The sequence below is a fragment of the Pseudoalteromonas sp. BSi20495 genome, from assembly GCF_000241185.1.
Lineage (GTDB): Bacteria > Pseudomonadota > Gammaproteobacteria > Enterobacterales > Alteromonadaceae > Pseudoalteromonas > Pseudoalteromonas fuliginea.
Genome location: NZ_BADY01000105.1, coordinates 1 through 12671 on the forward strand (window position 1 = coordinate 1; position 12671 = coordinate 12671).

Genomic DNA, 12671 nt, shown 5'->3' on the forward strand with positions numbered 1-12671 from the left:
GTTTGAGGGATCAAATCTGACGTTAACTGCGTTAAAAATTTCTGATATAGAATAACTAAATAACGAAATTTTTACCTTGTTATCGACACGATTTTCTTACCTCAAAATAGCTCACTTAATTAAGTGAATTGGTATTAATTATGCTAATTGGTATAAAAGCCCAGCTAAAACAAGTTTTAACCCTAAAAATCCAATAATCCTTTGTTTTGTATGTGATTGTTTGGCTTTAAAGTTATGACCACCAATAGTAATTTAGGCTTTTTCTAATTTTAAATTTACGAAGTAAGTTTAAAGGTTTTCTTTTTAGGTGAGATGTACCAGAACAAATTAAATTATTAATAGCGCCTAATACCCTCACACTTGACTTGCCATCTCTGTATGGATGAACGCTGTCGCAGTATTGTTTTACTTTTTCTAATGTGTGCTCATCTTTTTGAAAAGCGCTTATTAAAGTACTTTCTAGGTCGGCTTCGTTACTAAAGTTAATCATCCAGTCTTTAGGTTTGCGGTTGTTAAACGCAACGGCTACTTTTTCTTGTAATGCAAATTCGGTAATAATTGATGATGTGTCAGACAGTATAATGTCGGTAGCCTGTAGAATTGGAATCACATCACCGGTGGTAATAAAGGTGAGGTTTTCGCAGGCGAGTGATTTATACATTTCAATTTCTTCGCTTGTTGCTTTTGGATGAAGCTTTACTATCCACTGCCAGTTTTGTGTTTTTAATAGCGCTTTAATATAAGGGTAAAGCTTGTAGGTACTTGTTAGCTTTGGCGAAAAAGTGGGGGCATATAATATGGTAGGCTTATCAGATTGATATAGCGCTATGTCTTTATGTTCAGTAAATAAAGGATCTAGCTTTGACCAGCCGGTTTCGACTACGTCGCAAGTGCCATCGTTAATATCATTAAACCCTTGAGTAATATTTGGACCTTGTGTGCAATATAAGTCAAAAAATCCTCTAATATTAAATTTGTTCTTTTTGCCCGAATCAAAGCCATGAAAAACCTGCACTTTAATCCCAGAAAAATGAGGGATCACGTTACCAGGCGCATGTTTGGCATTTATGCTGGGTATCGCCTATTTATGGGGAGTACCACACAACATAGGTTCTGCCTTGCCTAATAACCAAATATACTACTGCAAATTAAACCACCAGAGAACAACACGCCCTAATAACATATTGCGCTATATTGGTATTTAATACCAACCTGCATAAATCTTTGATCAATTTAACGGATTAAATTGCACTATAACGTCGTTAAAAATTTGTTATTTAGAATAACTAGATACAAAATTTTTGCCTAGTTCTAGCGTAATTTTCTTAACGTTAAATAGGTCCCATATATAAGCAGATTGGTATAAATTTATCAGCAGTTCAGGTTAGTTAATTAAAGTTCAAATGGCGCAACGCCAACTGCCTTCATTTTATAGCCTACTTGGGCTATTTCGCCTGACCACGTTTCTGTACTTATAATGCCAGTTACAACGATTGCGTCATACAGGCTGTCTATAGGTACGCCACCTTTAATAGTTACATGCACAATTTGATTTGGCGGCGGTGGCGGTACGTGTATACATGCACCAAAATATGGGACGAGTAAAAACTCAGTAATAATTTCACTGTCACCTTCAAGTGGTACTACAAAGCCAGGTAAGCTTACAGACTGACCGTTTAACGCTTTAACTACAGGTGCGTCTAGATCGGGTTGCACCCAATTTTGATCGCTGCCTTCGTGATTGGCTTGTGCTTGTGTGTCTATTTGCACGTGATTTTTAGGGATTAAGTCTTCCCAAAAAATCTCTTTTGGTGGATTTGCATTACTTGCAAAACTTACGAGTAGTAAATTAATAGTAGTAATATATTGAAAAGCTGTTTTAAAAAACGTCATGGGATACCTAAAAATTATGTTTTTATACTCATGCCATCGCTGAGAGAATAAAAGTAAGCGCGTGTGGCAGGCACTAAACCAATAATAAAACCAGCTACCATAATAACGCCTATTAATGTGAGTTCATAGTAAGAGAGCATCGCTATATTTACGCTAATACCTGCATGGCTTTGTAGGTAGCCGGCACCTAAATACATAACTAAATAAAATAATGCACAGCCAACTAAGCAGCCTAATAAAGTAGTTAACAGTGACTCTATGCTTATAAGTGTGAATAATTGCCAAGGGCGGGCACCTACCGAACGTAATATAGCAAGCTCACGGCGACGTTGACTTAGGTTTGCAAGCAGTGTGGTTAGCATGCCTAGTAAGCTAACAAGTACGACGATTGCGGAAAATAGTTGCAGTGTTTTTTCTACTATGGCGAGCATTTGCCATAATTCTTTCAGTGTTACGGTGGGCATAATACCAAGCAATGCTTCTTGCTTATATTGATTTATATTGCGCCTAATTTGCAATGTGTATAGCGGTGATTTAAAACCCATTAAAAATGCAGTGATTTGTTTTGGATGACCGATAAGATCGTCATGCTCGTCATGTTCGTCATGTTCGTCATGTTCGTCATGTTCGTCATGTTCGTCATGTTCGTCATGTTTAGTGCTAGCTCTGGCATGTATTAAATCGATAGCGGCAAGCGGTATGTGTAACGTTTTATCAACAGGTGTGCCGGTGGGGTTTAAAATACCGACAACTTTAAATGGGTTGTCGTCATGATGATGAAAGCTAGTATTGCCCATACCGTGTGATATAACGATATGATCGCCAAGTTTATAACCTAATTTGTTAGCTACGCTGCTCCCCAGTACAACCTCGTTAATATTTAAAAATGGATGGCCTTGGTTAAAGCTTAAGTTTTGTTTTTTAGCAAAGCGGTAATGTTCAAAGTAGTCAAGAGTAGTGCCAAGTACAGCTTGGCCTTTATGGCTGTCGCCTAGGCTTATAGGTATGCTCCATTTTACGCCTCGCTGATTGGTTATATATTCATAACTTTGCCAGCTTACGCCATTGTTGGTATGGCCAATTCTAAATACCGACGCAAGTAATAATTGAATATCACCAGTGCGTGCGCCCACAATTAAATCAGTGCCCGAAATTGTATTACTAAAGCTACTTTTTGCATCAACTCTTACACGCTCAATACTTAGCAATAACATAACGCTAATTGCAATAGTAAACAGTGTTAAAAATACGCTGGCACGACGATTTAATAAGCTTTTATAAGCCAGTTTAGCAAGGATCATATTTGCTCCTGCAAATGGGTTAAATCTATTGAGCGATCGAATAACGGTTTTAAGCTTTCGTCATGACTTACAAATATTAAGGTGCTGTTTAAATGCAATGCCTGTTCAAATAATAACGTTATAAAGCTTTCGCGGTTATTAGCATCAAGTGCTGATGTTGGCTCGTCAGCTATTATTAGCTCAGGGTTACCAATAAAAGCACGGGCTGCTGCAACACGTTGTTGTTGGCCAATACTGAGCTGTGCTACGTTTTTATGATGGTATTGCTCAATTAAGCCAAGTGCGTTTAATAAGCGCTCAGCTTCTTTGTGTAATGTTGTGGCGTGTTTAAGTGCTTGGCTTTGCCGTACTTTAGAAAATTGACACCCTAAAATGACATTTTCGATAGGTGTTAAATAAGGTAATAAATTAAAGTTTTGAAAAATGGTGCCAATATGGTCGGCTCTAAATGCATCGCGCTTGGTATTACTTTGTGTGTTTAGGCATTGATTTAAAATATACACATCACCGCTGGTGGCTGTATTAATTCCCGTAAGTAACGCTAATAAAGTAGATTTTCCTGAACCGCTTGGACCATATAAAAAAATACGTTCGCCTTTTTTTACAGCCAGCTCTGCAATCCTTAGAGTCGGTTTTTTATCGTTTTTATGCCATTTAAAAGTAACGTTTTTTAGGTTTATCATTATCAGGTTACCAACCCCAGTAGTTTAGATCTTTACGCATTTTTAGCTGTCTTATTATATTTAATGGCTTGGGTTTTAGTTTTTCGTTACTTTGTAAAAATTCATTAGCTGCATTTAATACGCGTTGGCTAGATTGGCCATCGGTATACGGGTGAAGTTCCTGGCAATAGCTTTCAATATTTTGCATTAAATCACTAGGTTTAGTAAGCGCGTGTTCAATAGCTGCTTCTACTTCATCAGCGTCGATAATATCAAGTAAATGAGGAAGTGGTTTTTGATTACAAAACGTGACTACCGGTTTACGTAGTAGTAAAAAAATTAAAAGAACTGACGATGTATCGCACAGCATAACATCAGCAGCTTGCAGTAACGGCAAAACGTTATCGGTTTCAATAAATGTTAGATTTTCGTTACTCAGCGCTTTATATTTATTAACCCATTCGGCAGGCATTTTAGGATGAAACTGCATCAAAATACGCCACTTACCTTGTTCACTAAAATGTTTTATTTGCTCATATAATTTAGGAGCAAGTGATAGCTTTCGTGAGAAAGTAGAGCATATAAGTAAAGTAGGGCGAGGGTCGTCGCTTACATAAGGATTATTTGAAGTATTACTAAAAAGTGGATCGAGTGTTGGCCAGCCAGTTTCAGTTACTTTAAAGAAACCATGCTGCTTAGCTAGCTCTTTAAATCGGGTTGTTGTATTTGGGCCTTGCGTACAATATAAATCGTAACAACCACGAATGTTAAAGTGATCCTCTTTCCCTTTTCGATTTAATTTTCCTGAATTGAACCCGTGAAATACAGCCACTTTTTTACCAGGAATAAAATTAGGAATTATATTACCCGGTATAAATGTAATGTTTGGAGCCCAGCTTTTAACATCTTTTATGGTATGTAAACGTGGCTCATCTGTGGTTAAAAAATCGGGGTTTACTTCGCTACCCGCTAAAAACCAGCGTACTTCACCACCATGTGCCAATATCTGCGCCTGAATGGGCCTCAAAATAGCATATGAATAATTCTGAGAAATATACATTAAGTATTTTTTATTTTTAGTGGCAGTTAAGTAGTTCAAGCTATCTCCCCAGGCTGGTTGGAACATTAAGTTTACCTCATTGCGACTCGCTTATAAATATGTGCCTTTATTTGTTTTAAGCATCCGATTGAGCTTTGAGGTTGGCTAGATTATTATACAGCCCATATAACCCCATACCATACTTTGCTCAAAGAGCATCCCTAACCCCGGAGATAGCATGACTAGCTATAAAGTTTTAGACGTAAACGATGATTTACCCATTCGTACCAAAGGTGAAGTACATAGCGGTAAGGTTCGTTCAGTTTATTGGCTAACAGATGAAGACAGCGCGCGATTAATTAGCGACAAAGGCTATAAAGTACCTGCAGGCACTGAGCTTGCAATTATGGTTATTTCAGACCGAATTTCGGCGTTTGATTGTATTTGGCAAGGCGAAAACGGGTTAAATGGCGTGCCAGGTAAAGGGATCGCCCTTAACTCGGTTGCATCGCATTGGTTTAAATTATTTGATCAAGCAGGTCTTGCAGGTAACCATATTGTTGATATTCCGCATCCTTACGTATGGATTGTACGCAAAGCCAGTACAGTAAAAGTAGAAGCGATTGCACGCCAATACATTACAGGCAGCATGTGGCGCGATTACGCAAAAGGCGTGCGTAATTTTTGTGGTATTGATTTACCAGAAGGCTTAAAAGCAAACCAAAAGCTTGATAACGTTTTAATTACACCCTCAACAAAAGGTATTATTGAAGGTGTTGCCGACATTCCACCTGTTGATGATGTAAATATCACGCGTGCTAACATTACTAATAACTTAGATGTATTTAACTTTAAGTCGGCAGATGATGTAACTAAGTACGAAAAACTGCTAGTTGAAGGCTTTAAGTTAATTAGCGATGAGCTTGCAAAGCTTGATCAAATTTTTGTGGATACAAAATTTGAGTTTGGTTATGTGGAAGATTTAAATGGCGCACAGCAACTTATTTATATTGATGAAGTAGGCACACCTGATTCGTCACGTATTTGGGATGAAGCTGCTTACAAAGACGGTAAAATTGTTGAAAACTCTAAAGAAGGCTTTCGCCAGTTACTAATTAATAATGTGCCAGAAAGCGATGTATTATTAAATAAAGACCGTATGAGTGAACGTGAACAACTTGCTAAAGATTATATTTTACCAGAATCAGTCATGCTTGAAGTGTCAAATACCTATGTAGGTATTGCGAGTAAAATTGTTGGCAAAGATATTGTTATACCTAGCGATCCTCGCCAAGAAGTAATTGCTATTTTAGATGCTGAATACGGATTGATTGTAAAATAACACGACTAAAGGATGGCTTAACCTAGTTACTCGGTCTTTATTTTTGGTTACTGGGCTATAATTCTTGCAATTAGTGCTCGTCTCTAATTAACTTAGCTTAACGTTAATAGTTTGGTGTTGTTATGTTAGAGCGAGCATTGCAAAAAATTGCAAAAAATCGTTGTTTTTTAGCGATAGGTTTGTTTTTTAGCCATTTTGCTTTGAGCGCAAATATTGATTTAGTTATACAAAACCAACTTGGGCAAGCATTACCAGATGCGGTGGTTGAGCTAAATCAAAATAATATAAAGTCTGCTTTTACACCAAAGACGGTTGCGACAATGGATCAAGTTAATAAGCAATTTTCACCTGAATTATTAATTGTTCAAAAGGGGCAGCAAGTAAATTTTCCTAATAGCGATAATATTCGCCATCATGTGTATTCTTTTTCACAAGCCAAGCCTTTTCAGCTAAAATTATATTCAGGGCAACCAAAAGACCCTATTGTATTTGATAAGCCCGGTGTGGTTGTTTTAGGATGCAATATTCATGACTCTATGATTGGCTATATTTATGTGGCAGATAATGATCTTGTTTATAAAACAGATGAAAGAGGGCGTGTTACTTTTCCAGCCACTTCTTCTGAGGTGACTGTATGGCATCCTCTTCAGCGTGCCGCATTGGAGAATAAAAAAATAATTACTATTAATTCTCAAACTCAGCTTTTAATAACCATAAATACTTCGGTCCCAGAGCTTCGAAATACATTTGGCAGTAAATTTAAGGCCCAAAATGACTAATAGTTTAAAAAACCGTATAACCATACTCTGCGTTGGCTTAGTGTTATTAACCACTGTGGTTAGCTTGTTTAGTTTTTGGTGGTCTACGAGTAAATTCCAAGAAGAAAAAGTTAACCAAGATATAAGCGTTGCCCAAAGTGTATACAAGCAATACTTAAAGTCAAAAGAGAGCCTATTATTAACCGCCGCTAAAGTACTTACCTCTGACTTTGGCTTTAAACAAGCTGTTGCTACACGAGATGCCGGTACAATAAGTAGCGTATTATTTAACCACAGTCAGCGTATAAACGCCGAGCTAATGTTGTTAATTGATTTGTCGGGTAAATTAATTTCGGCTAATACCAGCGAAGATATTTACGGGCACGATTTACAGCCGCTAATGAAAGAATTATTAAGTACTTCGGAGCAATCTAGTTTTGTTGTTTTAAATAACGAACTTTACCAAGTGATTTTACTTCCCGTTAAAGCGCCACGTACAGTTGCTTATAGTTTAGTTGGATTTAAAATAAATAACGAAGTGGCCGCCGAGCTTAAAAGCTTAACAGGTATGGATGTAAGCTTTATAGGCAGTGCGGATAATTTAGTTATTAGCTCTTTAGTTAAACGTCCAACCCCTTTTGAACCTGTGAACTATTTTAATACGTTAACCACATCACGCTTTTTTGGTGAATATTTAGTGTATCGCAATCGTGATATTGATTTACCGTCGCTACTTTCTCACCCAATTGTTATTTTACTCAGTGCCGATTTAACGCAAAGTTACAGTGATTTTGAAAAGCTATTTTTTACATTAATGATATTGGCTATTTTAACCATGTTTGTAGGTGTTATAACAAGTAGCTTATTAGCAAACAACCTTACTACTCCTTTATCTCAACTCGCTGTTATTGCTAGGCAATTTGCACAAGGTAACTATAGTTTCGAATTTAAAGGAAAAAAACAAAGTACAGAAATAACGACCCTAGTTGATGCATTTAATAGCATGGGTAACGATATTAATGAACGTGAGAAACAAATTAGTTTTCAGGCTCGCCATGACTCCCTTACAGGGTTTTATAATCGTTCAGCAATGCTAGATGTGTTGGGGGATGAATTAGATGCAACGAATGAATACACACTTGTTGCTATTGATATTAAGGGTTTGCGACACATAAACGATAAGTTAGGCCCTCGTGTTGGGGATGACTGTTTAAAAGCGGTAGCAAGTCGTATTAGTGAGTTTTCTGATGAGCTAGGTGGTTTTCATGCGCGAATTGGCGGCGATGAATTTTTAACGGTATTCCCAGCAACTGCAGCACAAGAGCTAAAAAGTGGCATTGACGGCTTAATGATGCAGTTACAGGCTTGCTATACCATTCAAAAGTTAAAAATTAATTTACGATTTAGTGCCGGTATTGTGCAATACCCAGCGCAAGGTATTACTAGCGATGATTTAATGCGCCGTGTATTGATTGCTGTCGACAGTGCTGCAAGCGATCATGAAAGTATTCATTATTATCAAAGTGGCGAAGATGAGGCGCATTTAGAGCGCTTAATAATGCTTGATGAGTTAAAACAAGCAATTATTGACGATGATGGCCAATTATTTATGACCTATCAGCCTAAGTTGCATATGAAAACGCAAAAAATCGATAAAGTTGAGTCGCTTATACGCTGGCAACGAAAAGATGGTAGCTGGGTTAATCCAGAGCTATTTATTGATTTAGCTGAGCAGTCGGGGCTTATTGTTGAGCTAACCGCGTGGGTGGTTAATACCGTTGTTGCACAGGTAGCTAACTGGCAATCAAAAGGCATTGAGTTACAAGCCGCTATTAATGTATCGGCGCAAGATATTGCCTTTTCGGGATTTCATTCAGCTTTGGTCAGTACGCTTGAAAAACACAAAGTAGACCCTAAGTTGATTACGATTGAACTTACCGAGCGCGATATGATCGAAAATGAAGAAAAAGGTATTAAAGCACTCGAAAATTTAAAGGCAATTGGCGTTAAAATATCACTAGACGATTACGGCGTAGGGCAAACGTCACTTGGGCGCTTAAAAATGCTACCTATTGATGAGTTAAAATTAGATAAGTGTTTTATTTTAAAACTTGATGAGTCACAAAAAGATCAGTTTATTGTGCAGTCTTCGATTACGTTAGGTCATCAATTAGGATTTTCTGTTGTTGCTGAAGGGGTCGAAACATTGGGGTCTTTAGAGTTGCTTAAAAATATGCAATGCGATCATGCGCAAGGCTATTATTTAAGTAGACCGTTAAAAGCTGAATTACTTGAAGAATGGCTTCTAGATCATTATGTATCACATTAAATATTGGAGCGTAGTTGCCCTTTGTTTAATGAGTTTACCGTGTGTAGCCAGCAGTGGAAAACTGCTTGCTACTCCTGGTGTGTCTCAAATTGAAGGCAATGCGGGTGGAGGCATTGTACCTTGGGCGCAACTAGCTGGTTATGCCAGTGATGATGAGTTTTCGATAAATGGCTTTTGTAGCCGCGCAGATGTAACCGACTACACACTTAACGTATGTGGTGCACAACTTAATTTATTTAATCGTGTTGAACTTAGTTATGCCCAACAGCGCTTTGATGTACCAGCACTTGATGCTGAAATAGAGCAATCAATTACAGGTGCTAAAATACGTTTGTACGGCGATATTGTTTACAGTGAGTGGCCACAATTAAGTGCAGGCATTTTACATAAATCACTGGATGATGGTTCTATTGCACAGTTAGTTGGCGCGAAAAGTACCAGTGGAACCGATTTTTATTTAGCGGCCAGTAAATTACATTTAGGCGCGATTGCAGGTTACAACTGGTTTTGGAACTTAACGACACGCTACAGCGAAGCAAATGAATTAGGCTTGCTAGGCTATGGTGGTGAAAGCGACAGTACTAGGGTGTTGTTTGAAGGCAGTACTGCACTTTTTTTAAGCCGTGAATTGGCCGTAGGTGTTGAGTATCGTCAAAAAGCGAATAACCTTAATTTAGGCGAACAAGATTGGAAAGATGTATTTGTGGCTTGGATACCAAATAAGTACGTGAGTGTGACAGCGGCTTACCTTGATTTAGGAAGCATTGCAGGGGCTGACGATCAAACAGGTTGGTATTTATCGGTAACAGGGTATTGGTGATGCAAAATATAGCCGTATTTTTATTATGCGCAGGGTTATTAGTAGGCTGTGCAAATAAACCTGCACTGTCGCTTTATCAGCAGTTAGATGGAAAAGCAGGTATAGCTAAGCTTGTTGATAGTTTTATTTATCAAATAGGTAACGACGAACAAGTATTTCATTACTTTGAACACGCTAATATTACACATTTTCGTGATGGTTTTATTTCCCATATGTGTATGTTAGTAGAGGGCCCGTGTACATATGATGGCGACTCTATGGTGGCAATTCATACTGGTATGCATATTACAGAGAAAGATTTTAATCATGTTGTTGATTTGCTTATAAATGCAATGAATGAGCAAGATGTTAGCCATAGCTTACAAAACGATATTCTTTCTAGAATGGCGCCACTTCGTGATGAAATTATAAAAATGTAACTATAAAGCTTTCAAAGTAATTATTAAGTAAAGGGAACCTTGCTTTGATTGCATTGTCCACATAGAATTATTTCATAAAAACAACAATTGGCAAATATAGCTTGTATGGCTTATCTATTTATTTCTCGCAAAAATGTACACGCAAAATACTATAAAAAAATAATCAAAAAATTGTCGATGAATTGCCAATTACACATCATGGGAGCGCCTAAGCTTTCTGCTGTGAAATATTTAAAAGATGCGTTCCAAGTTAATTTTACTGGTGTAGTCAACTCTCAACTAAAACGTAAAAGAGCACGTAATACAACTTGGAATAATTCTATCATTACTGCGGTTTATAGTGCTGGTTTAGTTTTATTTGAACGATTACGATACGCTAAGTATTTAGCCTTATTAACCGAGACTAATCCTGAATGCATTGTCATTTGGAACGGCAATAAACTTCCAAATACAACCGTTGCTATGGCTGCAAAAGCATTAGGTGTAAAGCAGTTTTATTATGAAAATGGTTTACTACCCGGTACAAGCAGTTTAGACCCTAATGGTATTAACTATAATGCGTCGTTAAGCCGTGATTCTTCTTTTTACCTAAATTTTGACCCACAAAATAAGTTAAACTTTTCTGCGCCGGATTTAATTCCAAGAGCTGATCATAAAAAACGCTGTGAATTTGAGTGCGCCGATGTACCAGAACGCTATATATTTGCGCCTTTTCAAGTACCTCACGATACTCAATTAGCTAGCTTTTCTCCGTGGATAAACTCTATGGACATGTTTTACGACGAGGTGATTAAAGCCGTCAAAAGCTTAAATGATCCAAGTTTAAAAGTGGTTTTTAAAGAGCATCCGTCATGGCATAAGCATTACGCTCATCTTTATGAAAAAGATCCGATTGCAATCTTTGCTAATGGAAATCAAACGAGTGATTTGATTAAGTGCGCAGAAGCCGTATTAACGATTAATTCAACGGTCGGCTTAGAAGCATTACTGCTAAATAAACGAGTTTTAACTCTTGGACAAGCCTGTTACAACATTGAGGGTTTGGTAAAGCATGCGAGCACTGCAGAGCAGCTTGCAGAAAATCTGAACGAAGTAATGCAGGGCTGGCAACCAAATACATTATTAAAGGATAAGTTTTTTAGCTTTATTGAACATGTATATTGTATTCCTGGCGTTTGGAAACACACTGAAGATAAACACATTAAAGCGATTGAAGCGCGTTTTACGGGTAATGATGAGTTTGCTAAGTATCATGGAGATAAGGAATCGTAGTGAAAAACCTAATTAGCTGTCAGCAATTACACGAGCAACTCCACAACCCTGCATTAGTGATATTTGATGCAGGTATGCTGCGCCCAGGTGTTTTGGGTACTTATTCGCCGCAAGCAATGCTGCCTAACGCTAAACGTTTTGACATAAAAAACGAATTGGCTGATAGGTCAAACCCCTTACCAAGTACGATATGCAGCGAGCAGCAATTTACTCATGTTATGCAAAATGCAGGCGTAAATAACGATTCTTTCATAGTTGTATACGAAGATGGCGGTTTATTTAGCGCAGCAAGAGCATGGTGGATGTTTAAAGCTATGGGGCATCACAATGTTAAAATACTCAGCGGTGGTCTTAAAAAGTGGTTGGAGTACGGCTACGACGTACAACAAAGTTATAGCGAGGCTGTAAGTGCTGGTGATTTTGCGGCAAGCTATAATTGTGAGTATTTTATTAATAGTCAACAAGTGCTTAACGCAATAGATGATCCTAATACTTTATTGCTTGATGCACGTGCTTATAAACGTTTTACTGGTGAAGAAAGTGAACCTCGTAAAGGTATGCGTAGCGGGCACATTCCTAATAGTCGCTCGTTACCTTTTATGGATTTACTTAATAAAGGTGAAGCCAAACCACTTACTGAAATTAAAGCGATATTTAATGACGTAGTCGGTGATGCGCAGCAGTTACAATTTAGCTGTGGCTCAGGTATTACGGCGTGTGTTTTAGCGTTATTGGCTACTGAATGTGGGTACAAAAATTTAAGTGTTTACGATGGCTCGTGGAGTGAATGGGGCGCAAGTGATTCGTTTCCAATTGCTACGAACGAGACATAAACC

Annotated in this window: 12 protein-coding genes; 7 read left to right on the forward strand and 5 right to left on the reverse strand. The window is 37.8% G+C overall.

Features of this window, described 5'->3' with window-relative positions; genetic code table 11:
• Window positions 1–232 precede the first annotated feature (232 nt).
• The 5 genes from P20495_RS06825 to P20495_RS06805 all read right to left on the reverse strand — a co-directional run bounded on the left by P20495_RS06825 (window position 233) and on the right by P20495_RS06805 (window position 4955).
• Window positions 233–1015, reverse strand: a complete 783-nt coding sequence (locus P20495_RS06825; RefSeq protein ID WP_008137350.1) for a CDP-glycerol glycerophosphotransferase family protein — start codon at window positions 1013–1015, stop codon at window positions 233–235.
• A 377-nt stretch (window positions 1016–1392) separates the two neighbouring features.
• The gene (locus tag P20495_RS06820; protein WP_007376770.1) at window positions 1393–1893 is read right to left on the reverse strand and encodes a DUF3299 domain-containing protein; all 501 of its coding nucleotides are present in this window, start codon (window positions 1891–1893) and stop codon (window positions 1393–1395) included.
• Window positions 1894–1907: 14 nt separating this feature from the next.
• On the reverse strand, window positions 1908–3194 hold the full coding sequence (locus tag P20495_RS06815) for an FtsX-like permease family protein (protein WP_007376771.1): 1287 nt from the start codon (window positions 3192–3194) through the stop codon (window positions 1908–1910).
• A complete protein-coding gene (locus P20495_RS06810; protein ID WP_008137352.1) occupies window positions 3191–3877 on the reverse strand; it encodes an ABC transporter ATP-binding protein in 687 nt (228 codons plus the stop codon). The genes P20495_RS06815 and P20495_RS06810 overlap by 4 nt, the downstream gene beginning before the upstream one ends.
• Window positions 3878–3884: 7 nt before the next feature.
• Entirely contained in the window at window positions 3885–4955 is a 1071-nt protein-coding gene (locus P20495_RS06805) for a CDP-glycerol glycerophosphotransferase family protein (protein WP_008137354.1), read from the reverse strand.
• A 178-nt stretch (window positions 4956–5133) separates the two neighbouring features.
• Here P20495_RS06805 and P20495_RS06800 point away from each other — a divergent pair, with 178 nt between their 5' ends.
• From P20495_RS06800 to P20495_RS06770, 7 genes are all read left to right on the forward strand, one after another.
• On the forward strand, window positions 5134–6237 hold the full coding sequence (locus tag P20495_RS06800; RefSeq protein WP_008137356.1) for a phosphoribosylaminoimidazolesuccinocarboxamide synthase: 1104 nt from the start codon (window positions 5134–5136) through the stop codon (window positions 6235–6237).
• A 122-nt stretch (window positions 6238–6359) separates the two neighbouring features.
• Window positions 6360–7016, forward strand: a complete 657-nt coding sequence (locus P20495_RS06795; RefSeq protein WP_008137359.1) for a methylamine utilization protein — start codon at window positions 6360–6362, stop codon at window positions 7014–7016.
• The gene (locus P20495_RS06790; protein WP_008137361.1) at window positions 7009–9324 is read left to right on the forward strand and encodes an EAL domain-containing protein; all 2316 of its coding nucleotides are present in this window, start codon (window positions 7009–7011) and stop codon (window positions 9322–9324) included. The genes P20495_RS06795 and P20495_RS06790 overlap by 8 nt, the downstream gene beginning before the upstream one ends.
• Window positions 9311–10144: a DUF3034 family protein gene (locus tag P20495_RS06785; RefSeq protein ID WP_008137362.1), complete on the forward strand. Its 834-nt coding sequence runs from the start codon at window positions 9311–9313 to the stop codon at window positions 10142–10144. The genes P20495_RS06790 and P20495_RS06785 overlap by 14 nt, the downstream gene beginning before the upstream one ends.
• On the forward strand, window positions 10144–10563 hold the full coding sequence (locus tag P20495_RS06780; RefSeq protein WP_008137364.1) for a group 1 truncated hemoglobin: 420 nt from the start codon (window positions 10144–10146) through the stop codon (window positions 10561–10563). The genes P20495_RS06785 and P20495_RS06780 overlap by 1 nt, the downstream gene beginning before the upstream one ends.
• 105 nt (window positions 10564–10668) lie before the next feature.
• A complete protein-coding gene (locus tag P20495_RS06775; RefSeq protein WP_008137366.1) occupies window positions 10669–11835 on the forward strand; it encodes a capsular polysaccharide biosynthesis protein in 1167 nt (388 codons plus the stop codon).
• On the forward strand, window positions 11835–12668 hold the full coding sequence (locus P20495_RS06770; RefSeq protein WP_008137368.1) for a sulfurtransferase: 834 nt from the start codon (window positions 11835–11837) through the stop codon (window positions 12666–12668). The genes P20495_RS06775 and P20495_RS06770 overlap by 1 nt, the downstream gene beginning before the upstream one ends.
• The last annotated feature ends 3 nt before the right edge of the window (window positions 12669–12671 follow it).